We start from the raw sequence: 22554 nt of genomic DNA on the forward strand, positions 1-22554 counted from the left end.
GGATTCGAACCACGGAAGACATAGTCAGCAGATTTACAGTCTGCCCTCGTTGGCCACTTGAGTATCTCACCCTATTTTAAAAAATAAATGCTTTGCAATGGTATTTCTGGTCAAACACTGTTATGAAATGGAGCTGGTGAACGGACTTGAACCGCCGACCCACTGCTTACAAGGCAGTAGCTCTACCAACTGAGCTACACCAGCATCCTGATTTATGAAAGTTGGATTATAGCCCAATTTCTTTTCAAAGTCAAGGTTTTTAAGAAAATTATTTCATTTTTTGCATTAATAAAATCAAATTTATCCTATCTTTCGCTCCTGTTTTTTCAAAAATAGTGCCTACATGCGCTTTTACCGTCCTTACGGTTATTTGTAAAATCTCGGCGATTTCTTGATTTGTTAGCCCTTTATAGACTAGTTGCGCTATCTCTTTTTCCTTACTTGTAAGCTTTTCTAGCAAATTTGACGAATTTGAAGGCAAAATTTCCTTCGTCATCATTTGTATCATATTTTGGATAAATTCCGGATAGAGCCAAACCTCGCCTCTTTCGATCGCTTCGAGCGCGTCCTTAAAATGCACCTCAAGCATGCGCGCGTTTGCATAGCCCTTTGCGCCAAGGTGCAAAAACTCTCTACCTTCGTTAAATTTAGGTTCATGAGAAAGTATCAAAATTTTAATGCCCTCCACCGCGCTCAAAAGCTCTCTTGCTTCTTTGTCGGCATCCCAAATATCCACGCAAACTACGTCGTAGTTTTTATCGTAAGCAAGCTCTAAAAAAATGTCTTTTTTCTGCGTCGCCGTTACCTCGCTCGCAGCCAACTTATCTTTTATCTCGTTTATTACGGCTGCATTTCCTGAATATGCCAAAATTCTCATATCCGCGCTCCTATCGTTCTCTCAAAGCGTTTTGTTTAGCTTTTAATATCGGTTTTAATAAATAATCAAGCACCGTTTTTTTACCGGTTATAATGTCGGCGCTAGCTATCATGCCCACCTTGATACGAAGCGGTCTATCTTCGCTTCCTAGGTAGTTTTTCTCGGTCGTTATCCTGACTAGATAGTAGCTCTCACCAGTTTTTTCGTTTGTTTCCGTGTCGGCAGAGATTTGCGTCACTTCGCCCTCTAGTCCGCCGTATATCGCAAAGTCGTAAGCGGTAAGCTTAACCATCGCTTTTAGTCCTTGTCGCAAAAACGCCACGTCCGCAGGCTTTACCTTTACCTCGGCTATCAAGCTATCCTCGACGGGGACGATCTCGGCGATGTCCATGCCGGGCTTTATGACGCCAGAGACGGTATTTACCATCAGTTTGCTCACTATGCCGTCCACCGGCGAACGCACGAGCGTTCTTTCTACTTTGTCGCTTAAATTTACCTGGCTTTCGTTTAGCCTAGAAATTTCAGCCGAAACTTCGTTAAATTCTTTCTTTGCGCTATTTTGAAAGGCAAGTTTGGCTTCGGTTATTTTGTTTTCCACCTCTTTTATCGTGGACTGCACTCTAGGGATAGAGAGTTTTGCCGCGCTTAGCTCGCCTCTTAGGTCATTTACGCGTCTTTGAAGCTGCAGGTACTCAACCTCGCTCACAAGCCCTTTTCTAAATAACGGCTCGGTTATCTGCTTCTCTTTTTGTAGTAGATTGTAGCTGCTTTGAGTCTGGTCGATCTTGCTCTCAAGCTCCTTTAGCTCGCTTTGGCGCTGCTTTATCTGCTCCTCCAGGATGCCGATTTGCTCCCTCAGTCTTGCTTTGTTCGTATCGTAAAGGCTCTTTTCAAATCCGACGAATCGGTCATAGTCCTTATCTCCCGTCTCTTTCGCATCAAATTCCTCGTCGTTTGACTCGGCGTAAAGGCGCAAGTATTTTGCCTGCAGCTCGTTTAGTCTAAATTTAGATTCTCCGTAGACGCTAGAAACGCTTTTGTCGTCAATTTTTAATAAAATTTGATTTTTCTTTACTTCATCGCCCGCGTGAACGTAAATTTCCTCGATTATACCGCCTTCTAAATTTTGCACGATTTGATTTTTGCCCGACGGGATGATCTTGCCGTTGCCGCGCGTGATCTCGTCTATCTGCGCAAACGACGCCCAAACTACGAGCCAAAAAACGGTTATGGCGACGATATATAAAATTTTCCTAGATCCCGACGGAGCCTTCGCCAGTACCGCCTCTGACAAGCTTGACATAAAACGAAGATCGTTTGCGTCGTAGTTTTTGGACTGGATGATCTTTTTTATATTTTGGGTCGAAGCTTCTAAATTTTGCCCGATATTTTCTTGTATTTCTAAATTTTTCTTATCCATGCTCGCTACTTTCCGCCAAGCTTAGCTAAAATTTCATCTCTCGGCCCGTCTAGCAATATCTTGCCGTTATCGACGACGATGAGTCTATCTACTAGCTCGAGCAGAGACGTTTTGTGCGTGATAAGCAGCATAGTTTTATCTTTCGTGTTAAATTTGAGATTGTTTTTTAGCTTATTTTCCACGCTGCTATCAAGGGAATTTGTCGGCTCGTCGAGCAATATAATCGGACTATCCAGCAAAAATGCGCGCGCTACGGCGATAGCTTGGCGCTGTCCGCCGCTTATGCCCTCGCCGCGCTCATGCACCGGCATATCAAAGCCTAGCGGATGCGCGTCTACGTATTCGTCTACGCCGCTAACCTTTGCCGCGCGGATGATCTGCATATCATCGACGTGCGGGGCCTTGTAGACGATGTTGCCTCTTACCGTGCCTTTAAATAAAACCACGTCTTGCGGGACGTAGCCGATATTTCGGCGCAAATCGGCCGGATCGATTTGATTTATATCGATGCCGTCTATCAGGATCGAGCCCTCGGTCGGCGAATAAAGCCCCAAAATAAGCTTTTCGATAGTGGTTTTTCCAGAGCCGTTTCTGCCGATGATGCCCACCTTTTCTCCTGCGTTTATAGTAAAATTTACCCTATCTAGCGATGCTTTGGTACTTTCCGGATAGGTAAAGCATACGTTTTTAAACTCGATCTTGCCATTAAAGGTATTTCTGCGGACGAATTTTTTACCCTCTGGACGCTCGACGGGCATCTCCATTATCTTTTTTAGGCTCTCGTAGGCGGTTTTCGTCTGCTCGTAGTTTGCCAGCAGGCTAGCAAACTGTCCCATCGGAGCGATAGCGCGCGAGCTAAGCATAACGGCCGCGATGAGTCCGCCCATCGTGAGCTTGGTGTCTTGTATCATATAGACGCCAAAGACGATGATGCCGACCGTATTTAACTGCACGAAAAACGACGTAACCGTATTTATCGACGCCGAGATCAGCTTTGATTTTATGCTTTTGTTCGCTATCTCGCCGGTGGCCTCTTCCCAGTTCCACTGTACGTTTCCGGTTGCGCCCATGGTTTTTATCGTCTCAAGGCCGTTTAGCGTCTCGATCAAAATTCCGTTTTTTTTCGCGCTAGCCTCAAAGGTGCTTTTTATGCTGGTTTGGAGCGGGTTTTTGATAAAAAGCGTGTAGCAAAGCACGGCCGCCATAAAAAATAGCGGCACGACCACCAAATAACTCGCGATAAAATAAGTAATCAGCAAAAACAGAATCGCAAACGGCAGGTCGATGAGAACAGCCAGAGTGCTCGAAGTGAAAAAATTTCTAACCGTATCGAATTCGCGCAGGTTATTAGCAAACGAGCCGACCGATTTTGGCTTAACGGAGAGCTTTATATCCATCACGCGCTCAAAAAGCAACGAGCTCATGATGATGTCGCTTTTCTTGCCAGCAACGTCCAAAAAATACGTGCGTATAAATTTTAAAAACAGATCGATAAGATAAACCACGCCCACGCCAAGAGCTAGCACCCAAAGCGTCTCTACGGCGTTATTTGGCACGACTCGATCGTAAACGTTCATCGTAAAAAGCGGACTGGCTAAAACGAATAAATTTATCACTATGCTAGCTACGATGACGTCGATGTAAATTTTCCTCGAGCGCTTTAGCGTACCCCAAAACCAGTGGCTAGTTTTCGTATCTATCAAATTTGGCTTATTATCCTCGGGGATAAACTCGCGCTTTAGCAGGTAGCTATAGCCCAGATACTCCTCTTTTAGCTTTTCGATTTCTATCAAATTTGAGCCGTTTGGCATATCTGGAGTTATGATTTTTGCGTGCGTTTTACCCTCAAAACTCTCTAATATACAAGCCTTTTTGCCGCGCAAAAGCAAAATACAAGGCAGCACCAAAGGCGAAATATCCTCGATCCGTTTATTTACCAAATTTGAAACAAACCCCGCTCTAGCCGCCGCTCTAGTAAAAAGCGATTTCGAGCCGCTAAGCGAAAAAAGCTCGATATCTTCGTTTTCGTTCGTCGGTAGCCCGGCCACTAGCGCATCGGCAGTGTATGGGTTGTTGTGCAGCTTGGTAAATATCACCAAACAATCAAGCAGTTCGTCGTTTTTCTTTTCTTGCATTTTTTATCCGATATTTTCTATTTGAGATATGAAAATCCCCTGCAAATAGTCGATTTCTAGGGTATGCAGTCTCTTTTCTTGCTCTTCGTTTTCTACGCCCATGGCTATGATTTTTACGCCCTTGCTTCTCATCATCGCTTCAAACGAGCTTCTTTGCTCAGACGTTCTCTCGCCTAAAAAGTCTATCAAATTTGCCACCGGGATTTTGACGTAATCAGGGCTAACGGCATTGAGCCTTTCGATACTTTTCGCGTCAAATCCGAAGTGATCAAGTCCAAAGCCAAAACCAAGCGCGCGCAATCTCTGGTGAAGTCCGTCAAGAACCGTCACGTCGATGTCGTCTTTGTTCGGGATCTCGATAAAAATTTTAGCAGGCGCGTATCGTCTTATCTTTTTGAGCGCATTTTCAAGCTCGGTAAAGTGCTGAGTAGAGTTTAAGATATCCTTGCCCAAATTTAGCGCGTATTGCATATTTTTAAGCTTACCGTCTCTTAGCATATCGGCAAATTTGTTTAAAACGTAAAGGTCGATATCCACCGCCATCTTTAGCTCGTTTACCATCGGCATAAAGTAGCTCGCCGTCTGCCATCTACCCTCGCCGTCAACGAGTCTAATAAATAGCTCGCAGTGCGCTATTTCGGCAAAATTTGACGCCACTTTTTGTCCCGCAAATTTAAACATACCGTTTTTAAGAGATGTTTCGATGAGCTCTTTATACTCCTCTTTTCCGAGCATGATCTCTTTGTCGCTCTTATAGATCAGAGAGGAGAAATTTGAGCCCTCTTTAGCTCTTGCTAGCGTGATATCGGCCGTTATGAGCACGTCTTTTAGCGGAGTTTTCGGTCCGTAAGGCACGATCGCGGCAAAGACTGGATGCTTGTCCATATCTACGTTAAATTTGATAAATTCTTCTTGTATCGTTAGTAAAATTTTATCGGTTATGGCTTTGACGTTTTGCGTCGTTAAATTTGCGGCCACGATCATAAAGTCATCGTCGTTTAGCCTAGCTCGCAGCATACCTATAGCATTTTGGGATATTATAGACGCGATGGTTTTTATAAGCTTTTGCTGCGCGTTAAAGCCGATCTCTTGTTTTAGATCTCGCAAATCTTTGCAAGTTATCATCGATGCGGCGCCGCTTGAATACTCCTCGCTCGAGATATAATCTTTAAAGTTATTTTGCAAATACCTTCTGTTGAAAAGTACGGTTTCTTCGTCTTTATAAAGTAGCTCTTCGTATTTGCTTAGCGTCTTAGCGCTTTGCTCAAACACGTCCTTAACGCGCGTTATCATCACGTTCATCGCAAGGACAACCTGCCTAATATCGAGCGTAAAAGGAATTTTTTCCTGTAAGATAAAGCTGTTTTGCAGTATGGCCTCGGCTTGCTTTTGAACCTTTTTGAGCGGGATAAAAATTATCTTTACGCCAAAATAGCTAATAAGCAGAGCCGATAGCGACATCACGAAAAGCACGAAAAATACCTTTTTAACTATGTTGTAAAGCTCGTAATAAGCGATGCCGGTGTTGCTTTGGACGTAAATAGTGCCGAATTTGCTCCAACCGAGCATTATCTCGCTTTGCGCTACCGGAGCTTCTAGTTTTACGTTTTTTACGAACCACTCGGGAACGCTATTTACGACTAGAGGCTGCGAGTTTTCTATCAGCGTCTCGCCGTCTACTCCGGCTAGCTTTATCATCGAGTAGTATCCGCTGTCAAATACCGAATTTATCATCGTTTGAATGCTGGATAAATCGTTTGGATTTGCTACCGACGCTATGGCAAGACCTAGCGAATTTGCCGTGTGATTGGCGTTAGTGCCTAGCTGAGCGGAGATATAGTCGTTCGTCGTCGTAAAATTTAAAATCCCGACGGCCACGAAAATAACCAACATAAAGGAAATTATCGCCAGCATTATTTGTTTTAAAAGCGTCATCTATCCGTCCTCTTTCATTCTGTCGACTAAATTTAGCCATTTTGGATTTTGTTTTTTGTTTCCGCCGGGGATGGCCTGCCCCAAGCCTTCTTGTTTTGATAAAAATAGCGAATCGCCGTTAAAACTATAAACGGGCGCTAAATCTTTTCTTTGCGTAGCTATTTTGATGTTTGGGTTGATATTGTCTAAAACTAGCGGTATGGACTTTGGGCTGTCATAATAAGATAAAACCATATGCGCCTGGTTGTAATCAAGCGCTTTTACGTAAGTAAAATAAAGCTTTTGCGTGGAAACGCCGAGCTGCTTTAGAGTGAAGTACTTCGCCGTAACGAAATCCTCGCAATCCCCGGCACCCTTGCCCAAAAACTCCATTCTCGTAGCCCAGTAGTCTTTTTGTCCCCAAACTTCCCTGTCGTCTTTCCACTGTAAGCGGTTAAAAAAGTCATTTACTTTTACGAGCTTTTCTTGCTCCGTGGCGTCCTTTAAGCTCACCATAAGCTCGTTTAAGGCAACCACTCTTTTTTTGGCGTTTTGGCCGTAAACTTTAGCGATCTTGTCGTAGGTGGAGGCTTTTATAAACTCGCCTCCCGCAAAAATCGCGAACACAAAAAGGGCGCTCGCTAAAAACGTCCTCTTGTATTTGCCCGCGCTTATGCCAAATTTCATAAAAATTTATCTAAATTTTAGTCTAAGACTATCTTAGATCCTCGGCTATCGAGCACGCGCCTTGGATATATTTTTTAGCAAACCCAGGCTCGAAGCTATCGGTTATCATACCCATATTATCAAGAAGCCTAAATTTAGCGTATAAAAGCTCTTTTTGAGTATTTACGATCTCAACCAAAGCGTTGTTGTATTCACTCTCGGCGTCAAGCAAATTTATAAGATCGCGTCTGCCGATCCTAAACTCGTCCCTATACGCGTCAAGCGTCTCTTTTGCGTATTTAACGTGCTCGTTTAGATACTCAAGCCTTTTTTGATTTAGCACGTAAGTCTGCCATGAAAATTTAAGACTCTCTGAAAGCTCTCTTTTTACTCTCTCAAGCCCGTGAGATGACTCGGTAACGGCTAGGACGGCCTTTTCTTTTTCTAGCTTGTCTGAGTTTTTGTTGTAAAGATTATATTTTAGTCTTAGCAAAACATCGTAAGACGTATCTTTATAATCGTCGTAAAATACATCGTTTCTCTCGTGATTTGCGCTGGCTTCGAGATCCACCTTCGGTCTAAAAGCGGCGTTTTTCTCGTTAACGACGGATTGATTCATTTTTATGTTCGCATCTTGCAAAAGCACGCTTGGGTTACATTTCATAGCGATGTTATATACCGCGCTCTCGCTTCCCGGTAGCGGCAACTCAAAGCTTGGAGCGACTAAATTTTCCGCCGCAATGCCTTTGCCGTAAAGTTTCTCAAAAGTACTTAGAGCGTCGTTATAGTTGTTTTCGCGAGAGATCAAATTTGCCTGAGCTAGCGTAAGGCGAGAACCAGCCTGTCTTTCCTCAGAGCCTCTAGCAAAGCCTGAACTTGTTCTATCTTTGATTTGCGAATAAATTTCCTCGTGAGTTTTTACGTTTGATTGTGCGATCTCAAGCAACTCTTTAGTTTGAAGCACGGTGATATAAGCGTTTGCAAACTCAAGCGTAAGTCTGTCGGCCTTTTGCGCTACGCTATAAGCGGCAGCATCCATCCTGTGGCTTTGAGAGATCATTCTGTTTTTATCGGCTCCGCCGTTGTATAAATTTTCCGTTAGCGTCGCATTTGCGGTAAGCCTTTTGCCGCTACCTTTTTGTACGGTTATGCCGTTATCTATTTTTTCTTTTCTGTAGCCGTAAGTTCCGCCGATATCAAATGTCGGATAGTAGGCGTTATTGGCGATATTTAGGTCTTTTCCGACTTGCATATATGCATATTCGGTCTCTTTTAGACCCGGGTTTTCAAGAAGTAAATTTTTAACCGCTGTATTTAAGCTCACTTGACCGCTCTCTTGCGCACCATTTTCAAGATAGGCAGCTCCCATCGGCTCCGGCGCTTCTTTAAACGTCAAATCTTGTTTTTTTCTTAGACCTGGCTTTGGAGCTTTAGCGACATCTTTGCTTTCGCTTAAATTTTGCGTTTCATCGCCTGAAGAAATAGAGTCTTTAGCGACTGCGCTATAAGCGTCTACGTATCCTGCCGCCTTGATTTTAGCCGTTAAATTTTTAATGCTGTCTTTATCTAAAGACTTGGTTCTAACGGCTACGGCACGGTATTTACCGAAAGTTCCGCTTACTACTTTTTCCACTCCGTCAAAGTCGCCTACCTTGCGCTCTACGCTAGCTCTGGCGCTCTCTATCGCTTCTTCTTTTACGTCGTCGCCGAAGCTGCTCACAAATACGTTATATTCGTCATTTGCGAACAACAAACCGCAAACTAAAAAGCTAATCGCTGCTGCTTTTCTCATAGAAATCCTTTGTAATTTATTTTAAATTAACGCTAATACATTAACCCGCGATTATATATTATAAAAAATAAAAAAGTTATAAATTTACTAAAGTATTTTTGCGATTAACTCTATCGGGTTCTCGCATTTCACGTCTGAGCCGCCGATATGCAGCGCATTTGAAATTTGCATTTTACAGGCGCTACACTCCGCGCTTACGATCTTTGCGCCAGAGTTTTTTATCATCTCGGATTTTCTTTGTCCGGCCGCGCGGCTTAGGTGATATTTTTCAGACTGCATCGTCACTCCGCCAAAACCGCAACACTCGTTTGGATCGCTCATCTCTGTTATTTCATAGTTTTGAGCGAGCAGTTTGCGAGGCTCTTTAAAGACGCCTTGCATTTTTCTAGCGTGACAAGGGTCGTGATAGGTCACGGAGGTCAAATTTTTGCCTTTTTTAGCCAAAATTTCAGCCAAATTCGTAAATTTTTCAAAATACTCCGTCGCTAAAAATATCTTCTTGCTCACAGCTTTTGCACGCTCTCGCCACTGTTCGTCGTCATGGAAAAAGTGCTCGTAGTCGATCTTTATCATCGCCGAACAGGTCGCCTCGGGCACGATGATGGCGTCTAATTCGCCCAGCATTTTTTCAAAATACTCGATATTTCGCTTTGCCAAAACTTCGACCGTCGCAAAATCTCCGGTAAAATACGCCGGCGCGCCGCAACAGGCCTGCTTTTTCATCAAATTTAAATTTAACCCAAGCTCGCGCGCGATCTTAATCAAAGCCTCGCCGATGCCCGTATATGCGTAGTTTCCCATACAGCCGATAAAAACTCCGATAGTTTTATCGCCGCCGTTATCGATAAACTCGGCGTGCGAGTTTAAAAAGCTCTTTTTGCTAGCAGTGGGCAAAAGCCGCTCTTTTTTCACCATCGGTAGGCTAAACCTCGGGCTCATAGCGCCTTTGCGGATCTTAAACGCGCAGCTTTGAAACACATATCCCAGCCTCGCGCAAAAATCCATAACCGCTCGGTGGCGAAGCAACCAAAAAAACGCTTTTTTGTACCACGCGATACCAAATTTATCGGCGATGTCGCGACGGACGTTTTCTATCGCCGTATCCACGCGCAAGGAGTTTGGACATACCTCGACGCAGTTCGTGCACAAAAAGCAGCTCTCAAAGATATTTTTTGTGCTTTTATCGAGCTTTAGCTCGCCGCGCTCGTAAGCCCCTACGAGATCCAAGAATCCGCGCGGAGAGGTCGTTTCGTCGGAGTTTATCTTGTGGATCGTGCAGACTTGGATGCATTTGCCGCATTTTACGCATTTATCTGAAATTTCGCTAAATTTAAACATACCCATCCATCAAACCGTTTTTGAAAATCGGCGTAAATTTTCCGGTATTTTTTTCAAATACGCGTCAAAGCACATCGCGATATTGCGGATGATTAGCGTGCCGGTCTCGTTTACGCTGATTTTTTCGGGCGTTACGGTTACGAATTCGCTCAAATTTTCAAGCTCGACCAAATCATCCTTAAAATACTCGAAAAATTTGATGTCAAATTTGGCTTCGACCGCCTTGATATCGAGCGCAAAGTTACTCATTAGACTCATTATCACGGCTTTTCTTATTAGATCGTCGCCAGTTAGATAAATACCCTTGCAATACGGCAAAACGCCGCTATCCAGGGCCTTTTCGTATTCGTCCATGTCCTTGAAATTTTGAGCGTAGTATCTTTGCCCCTCGCCGATACTAGTTAGTCCGATGCCGATTAGATCGGCTCCGCCCTTAGTCGTGTAGCCTTGGAAATTTCGATGAAGCGTGCCGTTGGCAAGCGCGCCGAAAAGCTCGTCGCCCGGCTTTGCAAAGTGATCCATTCCGATCATTTTGTAGCCGTTTTTGATAAAAAACTCGGCCGTGTATTTTAAAATTTCAAGCTTGGTTTTAGGGCTAGGTAGCGTAGCTTCGTCAAATTTACGCATAGATTTTTTTATCCACGGCACGTGCGCGTAGTTAAACACCGCCAGGCGGTCCGGAGACAGCGTCAGAGCCTTATCCAGCGTCGCTTTAAAGCTCTCTAGCGTCTGATACGGCAGACCGTAGATCAGGTCCATATTTATCGAGTTTATGCCCTTAGCGCGCGCCATATCCACGGCGTTTTTGGTGATTTCGTAAGGCTGGATACGGTGGATCTCTTTTTGCACGCGCTCGTCAAAGTCCTGCACGCCGTAGCTGATACGGTTAAAGCCGTGAGAGACGAGCACGTCAAGCTGCTCGCGGGTCAAAAATCTTGGGTCGATTTCGCAGCTGATTTCAGCCTCGGGCGAGAAATTTTTAAATTTAGCCTTTATCATTTTTATGATTTCATCGAGCTGATCCGCGCCGTAAAAAGTCGGAGTGCCGCCGCCAAAGTGCATTTGTAGCACGGGCGCGCTCGTGTCGAGGTTCGCCGCTAGCAGATCGAGCTCTTTTTGCAGATACTCCATGTACCGCGTTTTGCGGTCCTCTTTGCTCGTATAAATTACGTTGCAACCGCAAAAATAACAGGCGCTGCGGCAAAACGGCAGGTGCAAATAAAGCGAAAGCGGGCGCGAGGCGTCGCGGTTTTTTAGCTCCCGCAGGTAGTCCTCGTAGCTAAATTTATCGCTAAACTCGGGTGCGGTCGGATAGCTCGTGTATCGCGGTCCCGGGCGCGAATACTTCACGTAAGCGTCAAAATCTATCATAGCGTTTTATTCCTTGCGTTTTTCATTATATTCTCCATATCGACGAACAAATTTGGATACTGCTTTTTGATACCCTTTACCAGTTTTTCCAAATTTACGTCTATGCTTTTTTTGTTTTTATTTTTTGCGGCGATCTTGCGTATCTCGTCCATCGCCACGACCCAAACGTCGGCGAAATCTATCGGCACGTTCTGCCAGATCGTCTTTTCGAGCCTTAGCTCGAAATTTTCTTTTTGGACGTTGCGGTAGGCTTCGATGAGCTGCGAGAGCGATTTTAACGAAACCATCGTGTGTAAATTTTGATTTTCGTCAATGCCGAACCACGGCTCCACCCCGTCCCACGAGCCGCTTTTTAGGCTGAGGCTCATTTGATTAGGATCGCTCGTCGGCACGATCTCAAATATCGTCTTTTCGCCATCTTTTATCCCGAGCTCGCCCGAAATTTCGTCGATTTTTTCGTATGTTTTTTGTAGATTTTTTTCTTTCATTTACTTCCTTAACTTACCCGTTTCGATGCCTATCAAGCCACACCATCACGCCTTTTTGCGCGTGCAGTCTATTTTCGGCTTCTGCAAAAATCTCATCCGCATGCGCTTCAAACACCGCCTCGCTCACCTCGTATCCGCGGTAGGCCGGCAAGCAGTGCAAAAATATCGCGCCAGACGCGGCTAATTTCATCAAATTTTCATCCACGCAAAATCCGGCAAATTCCCTCAGGCGCTTTTCTTTTTCCGCCTCTTGCCCCATCGAGACCCAAGTGTCGGTCGTAACGACGTTAGCGCCCGATACGGCTTCTTTTACGTCCTGAGTTATATAAATTTTAGCTCCCGAAATTTGCGCGTTTTCTATCGCTAAATTTACTATATCAGCGTCCGGTTCGTAGCCCGCAGGCGTGGCTATTCTTAGCTCTAGGCCGAGTTTAGAGGCTAGCATCAGCCACGAGTGGGCCATGTTGTTGCCGTCGCCCACATAGGCTACGCAGCCGCTAGCGTCAAAATCTAGCATCGTGAGATAGTCCGCCATCAGCTGTACTGGGTGAAATTTGTCGCTAAGGCCGTTTAACACGGGCACGCGGCTAAATTTGGCAAATTCCTCGAGCGTCTCGTGGCAATTTACGCGAGCCATGATGAGATCGCACATTCGCGAGATCACGCGCGCAGTGTCTTTTATCGGTTCGCCGCGCCCGATCTGGATATCGCTCGAGCTAAGAAACAGCGCGTGCCCGCCAAGCTCGTTCATCCCCACGTCAAAGCTTACGCGCGTTCTAGTCGAGCTTTTCTCAAATATCATCGCCAGTTTTTGATCTTTTAGATACGGTTTAAAATCTCGCGCCTTTGCCTCTTTTTTTATCTCGCGCGCCAAATTTATCATTTCTAAAATTTCGTCTTTACCGAAGTCGTTTAGCGTCAAAAAGTGCCGCATTTTGTCCCCTTATTCCCAAATTTGCCCACAAATTTTTAAGGCGAAGTATTGTGAGATGGATTTAAATGTTGTGCAGAAATTTTAAGTCAAGGCTAGACAAGTAGTCTGCCGCAGACTTAAAATTTCCTCTGCTTGCAGCTGCGAAACGCAAGTGAAGCAGAAACTCATTTAAAGACGCTCACAAGACAAGCCGCTATTTTCTTAGTAAAGCGGCGGCTTCTTTAGCATGATAGCTTATTATTAAATCCGCCCCCGCCCTCTTAAACCCGACCAGCGTCTCCATCATTACTCGCTCGTAGTCTATGACGCCCGCTTTTGCCGCGGCTTTTAGCAGGGCGTATTCGCCGCTCACGTTATACGCGCAGATCGGCAGTCTCGTCGCCTCGCGCAGATCGCGGATGATATCTAGATACGCAAGAGCGGGCTTTACCATCAAGATATCGGCACCCTGCGCCTCGTCTTCTAGGCTCTCGCTCACGGCTTCTAGGCGGTTTGCGCTATCCATCTGATAGCTTTTTCTATCTCCGAAGCTAGGCGCTGATTCGGCTACGTCGCGAAACGGTCCATAGTATGCCGAAGCAAATTTGGTCGAATACGCCATAATCGGCAAATTTTCGTATCCGCTCACATCCAGCGCCCCGCGCAAGGTAGCGATGATGCCGTCCATCATACCGCTTGGAGCGATCATATCGGCGCCGTTTTTAGCGTGGATCAGCGCTTGTTTAGCGGAAATTTCTAACGTCGCGTCGTTATCGACGGTCTGATGGACGTGATCTAGGATACCGCAGTGGCCGTGATCGGTGTACTCGCAAAAGCAAAGATCGGTTATCACGACGAGATCTGCAAATTTATCCTTTATCGCCCGAAGCGCGGTCGCTATGATGCCTTCATCGCTCAAAGCATCGCTGCCTACGCTATCTTTTAGGCTCGGGATTCCAAACAATATCACCGCTTTTATGCCTAAATTTCGCACGATTTCGCACTCTTTTAAAATTTCGTCCAAACTCATCTGAAAGACGCCCGGCATCGAGCTTATCTCTTTTTTCACGCCCTTGCCTTCGACGACGAAAAGCGGATAGATAAAATCGCTCGCCGCAACGCTGGTTTCGCGCACCATCTCTCTGATCGCGGGATTTATCCTGAGTCTTCTAAAACGTTTAAACATAATTTTCCTTTTACTTCGCTACAATTTACGCTTAGTGTAACATAATAGGAGTTAAAATTTTATGAATATCGAGCTTTCAAATACGGCGAATTTGCCCTCTCGTTTCGGGACGTTTGAGATACAGGCGTTTAAGGAGGGCGAGAAGGAACATTTGGCGATTTACAAAAAACCTTTCGGCGAGGTCGTAAACGTCCGCATCCACTCCGAGTGCCTAACGGGCGATGCGATCGGTAGCCTAAAATGCGACTGCCGCGACCAGCTCGAAGCCAGCCTAAAATACATCGAAGAGCACGGCGGTATGGTGATCTATCTGCGCCAAGAGGGGCGAAATATCGGCCTACTAAACAAAGTAAACGCCTACCATCTGCAAGACGAGGGCTTTGATACCATCGAGGCAAACCACCAGCTAGGCTTTAAGGCCGACGAGCGCACGTATGAGATCGTGGATTTTATCTTAAAGCACTTCGGCATCGAAAAGATAAATTTGCTAACCAATAACCCAAAAAAACTGTCGGGGCTAAAATGCGTACAGATCGTCTCTCGCGTGCCGATCGTGATACACGCGAACAAATTTAACGAAAACTACCTGCGCGTGAAAAAAGAGCAGATGGGGCATATGCTAGATGAAAATTGACCTGCCGCTGGACTTTGACGCGCAAACGGCGAAATTTAGCGAGATTTTGGCTAAATTTAACCGCGTGCACAGCCTAACTAACTACAAAAATTTAAACGAGCAGATAGCAGACAGCATAGCTCCGCTTGAAATTTTCCCGCAAATTTGGGGCGCTAAAACGGCGATCGACGTCGGTAGCGGAGCGGGCTTTCCGGCGATATTTCTCGCGATGATTTTAAGGGAGTGCCAGTGGCATCTCTTTGAGCCCAGTCCGAAAAAATCGGCGTTTTTAAGCTACGTCAAGGCCGAGCTAAATTTAACCAACGTGCGCGTAAAATCTTGCAAGATCGAGGACGGCGAGGCCTTTACGGCGCAGCTTATCACTAGCCGAGCACTAATGAAAACGAAAGATTTGCTTGGGATTTGCAACGGTTTTTTGGGTGCGCAAACTCAAATTTTACTTTACAAAGGAAGCAGCGTACAAAGCGAGCTAGATGGGCTCAAGGCTCAAATTTATGGGCGCGGCAACCGAAATTACGTACTTATAAAGGGCGGCGATGTTATTTAAAATTTTGGCTTTTTTGGCGGTTTTAATCGCGATTTATTTGATATTTTTTAAAACCCGCGTCAAAAGAGGCATAAAAGGCGGCGCAAAAAAAGAGGACAAAGAGGCCCAAAATTTCGTCGAATGCAAAAAGTGCGGTACCTTCATAGAGGCTAAAGACGCCGTAATAAGCGGCGGCGGATATGTCTGCCAAGACTGTATGCAAAGCAAAAAGGAGTAGAAATGCAATTAATCGGACACGAACTGGTGCCATATGAGCCGATATTTTGGCGCGAAAGTGCTCGGCAGATCGAAGCGGGCAAGCAAAATTTATTTAAATTTGACGAGGCCGCGATAAAGCGCGCGCAGGAGCTCGGCGCCCAGTTTAGCGTCGAGGCGGAAAATCTAAACGAAATCATCGTCGCAAACGCGGCTGGAGCGAAATTTATCGTAGTGCCCCGCGAGCTTGCGAGCAAGGCGGCAAAGCTGGCGCAGGATTATCTATTTGACGCTCAAATTTGCGTCGTTATAGAGAGCCGAAACGAGCTAGCCGCGCTTAGCGAGACGGGCACGGACGTCGCGATATTTAAAAACGCCGTAATAGGCAAAGATAAACGATGATCAAATTCCCGCCGTTATATCTAAAATTTTTAGAAAGTATCGATGGCGAGGAGTGCGTGGATGTTTTTAACGAAGCGGGAGCGGGCGTCTATCTATACGGGTGCGCGTCTTTAGCCGAGCGAAACGAAACCTACGAAGTAGCGCTTTACGAGCCGGGTTTTTATATGATAGGCCAAGACGGCGACCTTGGATTTTTCATAAAATTAAACTCGGACGATGCTATTTATTTTAACGACCTAGGCGCGCTAGGATCGGCTCCGATGCGACTAGCGGAACGAGATATTTTTGCCCTCATAAAAAAGATAAAAGAGGGCGGCGAGATATTTTCGTAAAATTTTACGAGCAAAGGAAACAAATGGAACTTTTTAAAACTGCATTTTTGATGACGGTGCTAATGCTGCTTTTCGTAGCCGTGGGCGGCGCGATAGGCGGCACTAGCGGCATGCTGGTGGCATTTTTGATTGCGCTTGGGATGAATTTCTTTTCGTATTTTTTCTCGGATACGCTCGTGCTAAAACATTACCAAGCCGTGCCGGTGGACGAAGCGCATGCGACTGGGCTTTATCAGATCGTGCGCGAGCTTTGCGCGAAGGCAAATTTGCCGATGCCAAAGATCTACATCATCCCGGAAGCCGTTCCAAACGCCTTCGCCACGGGTCGTAACCCCAGCCACGCCGCAGTGGCCGTGACCGAAGGGCTGCTAAATCTGCTAAACAAAGACGAGATCGAGGGCGTGCTAGCTCACGAGCTAAGCCACGTGCGCCACTACGACATCCTGACGGGCTCTATCGCGGCTGTATTTGCGGGCGCGATCGCGATACTGGCGAATTTCGCGCAGTTTGGCGCGGCGAATCGTCAAGGCAAGCAAAATCCTCTGATGCTAATCGCTCTAGCCGTCATCATGCCGCTAGCCGCCACGATCATACGCATGGCGATCTCGCGGGCGCGGGAGTTTGAGGCCGACAGGGGCGCAGCGATGATAACGGGCAAGCCTCAGCACCTAGCCGGCGCGCTGCGAAAGCTCGAGGACTACGCGCGCGGACGCGTGATGGCAAACGCCGACGAACAAAGCGCGCATATGTTTATCATCAACCCTTTTAGCGGCGTAAAAAGCGCGCTGGGCTCGCTGTTTCGCACGCACCCGAGCACCCAAGACCGCATCGCCGCGCTAGAAAATTTACGTTCGCAACTAGACGGCGGAAGCGGCGTGAAAGGGTATTTTAGAAAGTAAATTTGACTGGCAAATTTAAGCCCTCGTTTCGCCGTTAAATTTAAGCAAAACGGCTCGGCTTCTGGCCTTAAGTTAAAGCCGAATTTGACTCCGCGTCGCGTCAAATTTGACCGCCCGCGTAAAAGTAAATTTATCAAAAAGGCAAAATATGAAAATAGCCGTAAACGGAGCGAGCGGATTTATCGGCGGCGAACTATGCCGCTTTTTCAGAGCCTGGGGATACGAGATAGTAGCTATCCCAAGGGCCGCCTATGCCGACAAAGACGCGCTCAAAGACATCATCAAAGGCTGCGACGCGGTTATAAATTTAGCCGGCGCTTCTATCGCCGCAAGATGGAGCGAGGCCTATAAAAAGCGCCTTCGCGCAAGCAGGATAGAGACTACGCGCACGCTGGTTTGCGCTATAAACGAGCTAGAAAACCCGCCCTTTTTCATCAGCGCTTCAGCCGTGGGGATATATGAAAACGGGCTTGGCCACGACGAGAGCTCGGTCAAATTTGACCGCGGATTTTTGGGCGAGCTAGCATGCGAGTGGGAGAGCGAGGCCGCTAAGGCGCGGACGCAAACGGCGATATTTCGCCTAGGCGTGGTGCTGGGGCGAGGCGGCGCGCTAGCTAAGATGCTGCCGGCATTTAGGCTCGGTCTTGGCGGCAAGATCGCCAGCGGCGAGCAGGCGTTTTGCTGGATTCACATCGCTGATTTGCTAGAGGCGTTTAAATTTACCTTGCAAAACCGCCAAAGCGGCGTTTTTAATCTCGTTTCGCCGACTCCTAGCACAAACGGCGAATTTACTAAAATTTTAGGCGAGGTTTTGGGGCGACCGACGTTTTTTAAAGTGCCTAAATTTGCGTTAAATTTGATACTGGGCGAGGGATCAAGCGTACTGCTTGAAGGCGCGAAAGTCTATCCGCAAGCCTTGATAAAAAGCGGATTTAGCTTTAAATTTAGCGATCTAAAAACGGCGCTTCGGGATATTTTGAAGTAAATTTAAATAATTTTTGCCTGCTTAGCCAAATGCTCCGCTTCGGTTTTTGCAAAATGCGGCTCGCGCCAACCCAGCGTAAATTTGACGCCGCTACGAAAATTTAGCCGCATAGAATCTCGTCCGATTTTATCGCAAATCCAAATTAAAAACGCCGGCATAGAGGCATAAAGCAAATACGGTAGCGCCTTAAAACATAAAATGCTTTGCCCGCTGATATGGCAGGCTATAAATCGGTAAACAAAATTTAGCAAACCTGACGCTTAGGCAAAATTAGCACGATCCGCCCAAGAAAAAAAGCGATAAATTTTTTGACCGCCAAACAATGTCTCAAATTTACAAAACCGCGAGCCGATATTAGGCAAAATTAGGCGTAAATTTGAATAAGACGACAAATTTACGCTTTTAAAAATCGCAAACTAAGCTCATAAATTCGGAAAGCTAGCTTTTGTCGCTAGTTCTGCGCGCAGGGTTTGCTACCTGCGCGCTCAAGCGCACTTACGAGAAGTTTTACTCAAACCGCCTCGAGATGCTAGGCGAGAGCTTGGTCAAGACGTCATAACTAATCGTGCCGAAAAAATCTGCCCAAATGCGCGCGTCGTCAAATACGCAAATTTTATCGCCCGCGTCTTCGCAGCAAAAGCTATCCATCGACATTTTGCCGAGCAACCGCTGTCCGCCGGCAGTCTTTAGCTCGCCCTCGCCCGCGTAGCGCAGCAATCCGTCGCCGTAGCCTAGGTCGTAAACGGCGATTTGCATATCCTCGTTCGCGCAAAATTTAGCGCCGTATCCCGCGCATTGTCCCTTTTTTAGCACTCTGCCGCTAACCTTATGCGCCCAGAGCGACGCCACGCGCTTTAGCCCTAAGCTCTCGTCAAACTGCGCGTAGCCGTAGGCGGCGATGCCAACGCGTACGTACTCGCCCGCTAGCTCGCCAAAACGCTCGGTCGCAGCGGAGTTGTGCGAGTGAAAGACCAAATCTCTCTCGCCGCAAATTTCCCGCACTACGGCTTTTGCCGCGGCGAAATTTTGCCTCTGCACGAAATAATCGCTACTAAGCTCTTCAGCGCTTCTAAAGTGCGTAAATGCGCCGCAAATTTGCAGTCCGTGCGTCAAAGCCGCCTCGCACGCCGCACGTACTTCGCCCACCGCCACGCCGTTTCGGTGCATGAGCGTATCGACTGCGATATGCACGCGCACGCCTTTTTTAAATTTAGCAATCAGCGAAATGTCGTTTACCGCGTAGATAAATCGCTCGCTCTCGCCGCCGTGCGGGATATGCGAAAGGATGAGAATGTGCTCGAAAAAGGGCTCTAGCTCGCGCGCCTCGGCTTCGTTTTTGACCGCGCAAAATTTGATGCCGTAGCTCGCCGCCTCGCGCCCTACAAGCGCCGCTCCGTGACCGTAGGCATTGTCTTTTAGCACCAAAATCACGCGATCTTTGCCGCCGGCTTTGGCGCAAATTTTAGTTAGATTATGGATGTAGGCGGATCTGTTTAAAACGAGTTCAGACATTGAATTTTACGCCAAACGCCTCATAAACGTTAGGAAGCAGCTTCCTAATACTATAATCGTAAGAGTAAAATTTAGCGTAAAGCGCCTTTAGATCTGCCTCTTTAACCGCCGCGAAGTCAAACACGTCAGTGCCCGCAACCTTTGGCACTTGGCGGTCTAGCTCGGCGAAAAACTCGCTCCTAGTCTTTAAAATTTCCTCGATCTGATTTTTTACTATTTCTTTTTTTTCTTGCATTTACTTCTCCGTTAAGATTTTAAATTTATCTTTATCTAGCCGCACGTAGAGCTCTTTTTGCCCCTTAAATTCGTGACTAGGCGCAATGTAATCCTCATCAAAAACTACTCTAAAAAGATTTTGCCCTTTGACGTTTGGGTACGGCGTAACGCTAAAATTTGAAGCTTTTATGCTCTTTTTTTCGTTTAGCGCGAAAATTCTCTTTTTATTTTCGGCAAATTTAGCCCTCGTTAGCGCGTTTTTACCGTCTATTTTTACAAATTCGTCCGCATAAAAGCCGAGGTAAATTTTAGTTTCGTTATCTCGCCACGCCTGCAGCCACTCGTGCAGATGCGCCAGTACGCGCGCGACGTCGTCTTTGCTAGCGTCTACCTTCTGGCTTTCGCTGATTATCACGACGCCCTCGCTGCCGATCAGTTGGCCGAATTTCACCAGCGCGTCGTTGTTAAACGCCACGCAGCCGCGCGTTTTTACTTCGTCCTCGCGTTTGCCTTTCATCGGCAGTCCGTGTATCCAGATGCCTCCGCCCGTTTTTTGTGCGGCTTTGTCGTGGGCGTTTGGGTACGATAACGACATCGCAAGCGGTCCATAAAAGGGATCGGGCGGCGTAAATTTATCCGTAACGTCGTAAACTCCGACCGGAGTTTTTAGGTCGCCTTCTTTAAATTTATCCCCGCTTTTGCCCGTTATCACGCTTTGCGAAAAAATTTGCTCCAGCGCACCGCCTGCATACTCGAAGCTTTGCAGGGTTTTTTGCGCTTTATTTACGACAATGATTTTAGTCTTGGCCTCGTAGTAGCCGTATCTAACGTCGGCTGCGCCTAGCTTTTCCAGCCAGTATTTAGCCCCCGTCAAATTTGCGTCCGCTAAAGCCTCGGCGGCTAAAATTTGAGAAAAAAAGATAGAAAAAATAAGTAAGCCGAGTAGTTTTTTCAAAATTTTCCTAACGTTGCGTATTTTCGTAATAAAGGTTGGAATTATATTACATTTTCTCTTAAAAATTTTAAAAAACCTTTATTTTGTGTTACAATAGCGAATATCAAAATTCCACGTAAAAGGACGCAAAAAATGAAAAGCAAATTTTTAGCTTTATCGCTAGTAGTCGCCTCTTTGGGCTTTGCAAATGCCGCAGATATCGAGATCGTTGATATCTACGCCAAGGCTACACCTCCTGGCGCAAAAAATACGGCTCTGTTTTTCGATATCAAAAACAACACGGATAAACCGGTAAAACTAATCGGCGCTAGCTCTCCCGCAGCCGCTACAGGCGAGATACACACGCATAAAGACGTAGACGGTATGAAAAAAATGGTGCAAATAGAAAATATCGAGGTGCCTGCGATGGGCGAGGCGAATTTAAAACCGGGCGGTCTGCACGTGATGCTGATGAACGTAAAAGCCCCGATCAAAGAGGGCGACAAACTAGACGCTACGCTAGAGTTTGACAACGGACAAAAACTCGAAGTAAAAGACATCGTCGCAAAGTCGGTCGTAGCTAAAAAAGACGGCGAACACGGACACGATCACGGCGGACATCACAAGCATTAATGAAAAAATTTCTCATAATTTTAGTCCTTCTAGTCGGTGTTTTAGGTGCCTCGGCGTATCTGTTTTTTAAACCGCAAGCGCAAGAGGACTTTTTGAGCGCAGAGGATGTGGGGGCAAATTTAACCCCGCTTCCTTGCGATATGAACGCCGAGCACTCCTGCGGCGTGGAGTTTCGCGGCAAGACGGTTAAATTTAGCCTCTCGCCAAAGCCTATTTACACGATGCAGCCGACGATCGTTCGCATAGAGGGACTAGAAGGATTTAAAAACCCAAGCCTTGAGATCCACGGCGTAAATATGGACATGGGCGTCATAAAGGCCGAAGTCGAAAAGCGCGACAACGCCTACATATCAAACATCGTGCTAAGCGCGTGCCTGATAAACATCATGAGATACCGTTTCGAGGTGCTAGAAAACGGTAAAAAAAGCGGACTTTATATAGACTTCGACTTGCATCAATAGGCGCAAATTTCACTTGAAAGGGCGGATGATGAAAAAGCTTCTTATCGTACTTGTACTGATTTTAACGGTTCTTGGTGCAGGCTATCTCGCACTCTACTCAAACAAATACGCTCTTGCCGGCCAAGGCGCAAACGGCGCGGTGAGTCTAAAGAGCTTTGAGGGCAAAAATAAGATTATCTACTTCGGCTACACCACCTGCCCAGACGTCTGCCCTGCGACTCTAGGTATCCTTTCGGGCGTTTTAAACGAAATTAAACGAGACGATATCGTCGTGATTTTCGTCACTCTCGATCCAGAGCGCGACGAACCTAAAAACGTCGACGAGTATGCGAAGTATTTTTATCCGAATTCTTACGGCATAGTGTTAGACGATCTGCCTAAGGTTGCAAAAAGCTACGGCGTGAAGTATCAAAAGGTGTTGCTCGAAAAATCCGCTATAGAGTACTCCGTCGCTCATAGCTCCTCGCTATACATACTAGACAAAAACGATAAATTTGTCGCCGAGATCTCCAATCTAACGGCGCAAAATATCAAGAAAACACTGGAAAATCTGAAATGATAACAGCTTTATTATTTCGTAAATTGTAGGTGTTACGTTATAACACAAAGATATTTTTTTATACTCAATTATTAACGATTTTGATTTAAATCAATATACTTTAAGCCTTCCGGTTGTATAGTTTCATTAATAGAAAATTTAAATT

Annotated in this window: 24 protein-coding genes and 1 tRNA gene; 10 read left to right on the forward strand and 15 right to left on the reverse strand. The window is 46.2% G+C overall.

Features of this window, described 5'->3' with window-relative positions; all coding sequences use genetic code 11:
• Positions 1 to 128: 128 nt before the first annotated feature.
• The 12 genes from ACTTJF_RS07900 to hemB all read right to left on the reverse strand — a co-directional run bounded on the left by ACTTJF_RS07900 (position 129) and on the right by hemB (position 14100).
• Positions 129 to 204, reverse strand: a tRNA-Thr gene (locus tag ACTTJF_RS07900).
• 64 nt (positions 205 to 268) lie between these two features.
• Positions 269 to 877, reverse strand: a complete 609-nt coding sequence (locus ACTTJF_RS07905; protein ID WP_442551481.1) for a LuxR C-terminal-related transcriptional regulator — start codon at positions 875 to 877, stop codon at positions 269 to 271.
• 10 nt (positions 878 to 887) lie between these two features.
• Positions 888 to 2297, reverse strand: coding sequence for an HlyD family type I secretion periplasmic adaptor subunit (locus ACTTJF_RS07910; protein WP_442551482.1), 1410 nt, complete (start codon positions 2295 to 2297; stop codon positions 888 to 890).
• A gap of 5 nt (positions 2298 to 2302) precedes the next feature.
• Positions 2303 to 4432, reverse strand: coding sequence for a type I secretion system permease/ATPase (locus ACTTJF_RS07915; RefSeq protein WP_442551483.1), 2130 nt, complete (start codon positions 4430 to 4432; stop codon positions 2303 to 2305).
• Positions 4433 to 4435: 3 nt separating this feature from the next.
• On the reverse strand, positions 4436 to 6367 hold the full coding sequence (locus tag ACTTJF_RS07920; RefSeq protein WP_442551484.1) for a bifunctional diguanylate cyclase/phosphodiesterase: 1932 nt from the start codon (positions 6365 to 6367) through the stop codon (positions 4436 to 4438).
• Positions 6368 to 7033, reverse strand: a complete 666-nt coding sequence (locus ACTTJF_RS07925) for a transglutaminase-like cysteine peptidase (protein WP_442551485.1) — start codon at positions 7031 to 7033, stop codon at positions 6368 to 6370.
• A gap of 28 nt (positions 7034 to 7061) precedes the next feature.
• Entirely contained in the window at positions 7062 to 8804 is a 1743-nt protein-coding gene (locus ACTTJF_RS07930) for a TolC family protein (protein ID WP_442551486.1), read from the reverse strand.
• An 87-nt stretch (positions 8805 to 8891) separates the two neighbouring features.
• A complete protein-coding gene (locus ACTTJF_RS07935; RefSeq protein WP_442551487.1) occupies positions 8892 to 10142 on the reverse strand; it encodes a (Fe-S)-binding protein in 1251 nt (416 codons plus the stop codon).
• A gap of 9 nt (positions 10143 to 10151) precedes the next feature.
• Complete coding sequence (gene hemN / locus ACTTJF_RS07940) at positions 10152 to 11513, reverse strand: oxygen-independent coproporphyrinogen III oxidase (protein ID WP_314351089.1); 1362 nt, start codon at positions 11511 to 11513, stop codon at positions 10152 to 10154.
• The gene (locus ACTTJF_RS07945; protein WP_442551488.1) at positions 11510 to 12001 is read right to left on the reverse strand and encodes a DUF2603 domain-containing protein; all 492 of its coding nucleotides are present in this window, start codon (positions 11999 to 12001) and stop codon (positions 11510 to 11512) included. Before ACTTJF_RS07945 ends, hemN begins: the two co-directional genes overlap by 4 nt.
• A 13-nt stretch (positions 12002 to 12014) precedes the next feature.
• On the reverse strand, positions 12015 to 12935 hold the full coding sequence (gene argF / locus ACTTJF_RS07950) for an ornithine carbamoyltransferase (protein ID WP_442551489.1): 921 nt from the start codon (positions 12933 to 12935) through the stop codon (positions 12015 to 12017).
• 193 nt (positions 12936 to 13128) lie between these two features.
• Positions 13129 to 14100 (reverse strand): porphobilinogen synthase, encoded by a 972-nt coding sequence (gene hemB, locus ACTTJF_RS07955; RefSeq protein WP_442551490.1) that lies wholly within the window; start codon positions 14098 to 14100, stop codon positions 13129 to 13131.
• A 61-nt stretch (positions 14101 to 14161) separates the two neighbouring features.
• Here hemB and ribA point away from each other — a divergent pair, with 61 nt between their 5' ends.
• The 7 genes from ribA (at position 14162) to ACTTJF_RS07990 (ending at position 18094) form a co-directional block, all read left to right on the forward strand.
• Entirely contained in the window at positions 14162 to 14734 is a 573-nt protein-coding gene (ribA, locus tag ACTTJF_RS07960) for a GTP cyclohydrolase II (protein WP_442551491.1), read from the forward strand.
• Complete coding sequence (gene rsmG, locus ACTTJF_RS07965; RefSeq protein ID WP_442551492.1) at positions 14724 to 15281, forward strand: 16S rRNA (guanine(527)-N(7))-methyltransferase RsmG; 558 nt, start codon at positions 14724 to 14726, stop codon at positions 15279 to 15281. Before ribA ends, rsmG begins: the two co-directional genes overlap by 11 nt.
• Positions 15271 to 15498 (forward strand): PP0621 family protein, encoded by a 228-nt coding sequence (locus tag ACTTJF_RS07970; RefSeq protein ID WP_442551493.1) that lies wholly within the window; start codon positions 15271 to 15273, stop codon positions 15496 to 15498. Before rsmG ends, ACTTJF_RS07970 begins: the two co-directional genes overlap by 11 nt.
• A 2-nt stretch (positions 15499 to 15500) precedes the next feature.
• Positions 15501 to 15878: a hypothetical protein gene (locus tag ACTTJF_RS07975; RefSeq protein WP_442551494.1), complete on the forward strand. Its 378-nt coding sequence runs from the start codon at positions 15501 to 15503 to the stop codon at positions 15876 to 15878.
• A complete protein-coding gene (locus ACTTJF_RS07980; RefSeq protein WP_442551495.1) occupies positions 15875 to 16210 on the forward strand; it encodes a hypothetical protein in 336 nt (111 codons plus the stop codon). The genes ACTTJF_RS07975 and ACTTJF_RS07980 overlap by 4 nt, the downstream gene beginning before the upstream one ends.
• Before the next feature lie 23 nt (positions 16211 to 16233).
• On the forward strand, positions 16234 to 17109 hold the full coding sequence (gene htpX, locus ACTTJF_RS07985) for a zinc metalloprotease HtpX (RefSeq protein ID WP_442551496.1): 876 nt from the start codon (positions 16234 to 16236) through the stop codon (positions 17107 to 17109).
• Positions 17110 to 17257: 148 nt separating this feature from the next.
• On the forward strand, positions 17258 to 18094 hold the full coding sequence (locus ACTTJF_RS07990) for a TIGR01777 family oxidoreductase (RefSeq protein ID WP_442551497.1): 837 nt from the start codon (positions 17258 to 17260) through the stop codon (positions 18092 to 18094).
• A 507-nt stretch (positions 18095 to 18601) separates the two neighbouring features.
• On the opposite strand, the gene ACTTJF_RS07995 is transcribed toward ACTTJF_RS07990, so the two are convergent.
• From ACTTJF_RS07995 to ACTTJF_RS08005, 3 genes are read right to left on the reverse strand one after another with little or no spacing between them, the layout of a single operon-like run.
• The gene (locus ACTTJF_RS07995) at positions 18602 to 19606 is read right to left on the reverse strand and encodes an alanine racemase (protein ID WP_442551498.1); all 1005 of its coding nucleotides are present in this window, start codon (positions 19604 to 19606) and stop codon (positions 18602 to 18604) included.
• Positions 19599 to 19841 (reverse strand): CmeU family protein, encoded by a 243-nt coding sequence (gene cmeU, locus ACTTJF_RS08000; protein ID WP_442551499.1) that lies wholly within the window; start codon positions 19839 to 19841, stop codon positions 19599 to 19601. Before cmeU ends, ACTTJF_RS07995 begins: the two co-directional genes overlap by 8 nt.
• Positions 19842 to 20777: a L,D-transpeptidase family protein gene (locus tag ACTTJF_RS08005; RefSeq protein ID WP_442551500.1), complete on the reverse strand. Its 936-nt coding sequence runs from the start codon at positions 20775 to 20777 to the stop codon at positions 19842 to 19844.
• Between the two features lie 132 nt (positions 20778 to 20909).
• Here ACTTJF_RS08005 and ACTTJF_RS08010 point away from each other — a divergent pair, with 132 nt between their 5' ends.
• The 3 genes from ACTTJF_RS08010 to ACTTJF_RS08020 are packed head-to-tail and all read left to right on the forward strand — an operon-like array spanning position 20910 to position 22409.
• The gene (locus tag ACTTJF_RS08010; RefSeq protein ID WP_442551501.1) at positions 20910 to 21389 is read left to right on the forward strand and encodes a copper chaperone PCu(A)C; all 480 of its coding nucleotides are present in this window, start codon (positions 20910 to 20912) and stop codon (positions 21387 to 21389) included.
• Positions 21389 to 21850: a hypothetical protein gene (locus ACTTJF_RS08015; protein WP_442551502.1), complete on the forward strand. Its 462-nt coding sequence runs from the start codon at positions 21389 to 21391 to the stop codon at positions 21848 to 21850. The genes ACTTJF_RS08010 and ACTTJF_RS08015 overlap by 1 nt, the downstream gene beginning before the upstream one ends.
• Before the next feature lie 28 nt (positions 21851 to 21878).
• Complete coding sequence (locus tag ACTTJF_RS08020) at positions 21879 to 22409, forward strand: SCO family protein (protein ID WP_442551503.1); 531 nt, start codon at positions 21879 to 21881, stop codon at positions 22407 to 22409.
• The last annotated feature ends 145 nt before the right edge of the window (positions 22410 to 22554 follow it).

Source organism: Campylobacter sp., from assembly GCF_052170435.1.
In the GTDB taxonomy this organism is placed as follows: Bacteria; Campylobacterota; Campylobacteria; order Campylobacterales; family Campylobacteraceae; genus Campylobacter_A.

Bases quoted from the DNA above. Each gene is read 5' to 3' on its own strand.
- ACTTJF_RS07905 (WP_442551481.1), bottom strand. From the start codon at position 877: ATGAGAATTTTGGCATATTCAGGAAATGCAGCCGTAATAAACGAGATA.
- ACTTJF_RS07910 (WP_442551482.1), bottom strand. From the start codon at position 2,297: ATGGATAAGAAAAATTTAGAAATACAAGAAAATATCGGGCAAAATTTA.
- ACTTJF_RS07915 (WP_442551483.1), bottom strand. From the start codon at position 4,432: ATGCAAGAAAAGAAAAACGACGAACTGCTTGATTGTTTGGTGATATTT.
- ACTTJF_RS07920 (WP_442551484.1), bottom strand. From the start codon at position 6,367: ATGACGCTTTTAAAACAAATAATGCTGGCGATAATTTCCTTTATGTTG.
- ACTTJF_RS07925 (WP_442551485.1), bottom strand. From the start codon at position 7,033: ATGAAATTTGGCATAAGCGCGGGCAAATACAAGAGGACGTTTTTAGCG.
- ACTTJF_RS07930 (WP_442551486.1), bottom strand. From the start codon at position 8,804: ATGAGAAAAGCAGCAGCGATTAGCTTTTTAGTTTGCGGTTTGTTGTTC.
- ACTTJF_RS07935 (WP_442551487.1), bottom strand. From the start codon at position 10,142: ATGTTTAAATTTAGCGAAATTTCAGATAAATGCGTAAAATGCGGCAAA.
- hemN (WP_314351089.1), bottom strand. From the start codon at position 11,513: ATGATAGATTTTGACGCTTACGTGAAGTATTCGCGCCCGGGACCGCGA.
- ACTTJF_RS07945 (WP_442551488.1), bottom strand. From the start codon at position 12,001: ATGAAAGAAAAAAATCTACAAAAAACATACGAAAAAATCGACGAAATT.
- argF (WP_442551489.1), bottom strand. From the start codon at position 12,935: ATGCGGCACTTTTTGACGCTAAACGACTTCGGTAAAGACGAAATTTTA.
- hemB (WP_442551490.1), bottom strand. From the start codon at position 14,100: ATGTTTAAACGTTTTAGAAGACTCAGGATAAATCCCGCGATCAGAGAG.
- ribA (WP_442551491.1), top strand. From the start codon at position 14,162: ATGAATATCGAGCTTTCAAATACGGCGAATTTGCCCTCTCGTTTCGGG.
- rsmG (WP_442551492.1), top strand. From the start codon at position 14,724: ATGAAAATTGACCTGCCGCTGGACTTTGACGCGCAAACGGCGAAATTT.
- ACTTJF_RS07970 (WP_442551493.1), top strand. From the start codon at position 15,271: ATGTTATTTAAAATTTTGGCTTTTTTGGCGGTTTTAATCGCGATTTAT.
- ACTTJF_RS07975 (WP_442551494.1), top strand. From the start codon at position 15,501: ATGCAATTAATCGGACACGAACTGGTGCCATATGAGCCGATATTTTGG.
- ACTTJF_RS07980 (WP_442551495.1), top strand. From the start codon at position 15,875: ATGATCAAATTCCCGCCGTTATATCTAAAATTTTTAGAAAGTATCGAT.
- htpX (WP_442551496.1), top strand. From the start codon at position 16,234: ATGGAACTTTTTAAAACTGCATTTTTGATGACGGTGCTAATGCTGCTT.
- ACTTJF_RS07990 (WP_442551497.1), top strand. From the start codon at position 17,258: ATGAAAATAGCCGTAAACGGAGCGAGCGGATTTATCGGCGGCGAACTA.
- ACTTJF_RS07995 (WP_442551498.1), bottom strand. From the start codon at position 19,606: ATGTCTGAACTCGTTTTAAACAGATCCGCCTACATCCATAATCTAACT.
- cmeU (WP_442551499.1), bottom strand. From the start codon at position 19,841: ATGCAAGAAAAAAAAGAAATAGTAAAAAATCAGATCGAGGAAATTTTA.
- ACTTJF_RS08010 (WP_442551501.1), top strand. From the start codon at position 20,910: ATGAAAAGCAAATTTTTAGCTTTATCGCTAGTAGTCGCCTCTTTGGGC.
- ACTTJF_RS08015 (WP_442551502.1), top strand. From the start codon at position 21,389: ATGAAAAAATTTCTCATAATTTTAGTCCTTCTAGTCGGTGTTTTAGGT.
- ACTTJF_RS08020 (WP_442551503.1), top strand. From the start codon at position 21,879: ATGAAAAAGCTTCTTATCGTACTTGTACTGATTTTAACGGTTCTTGGT.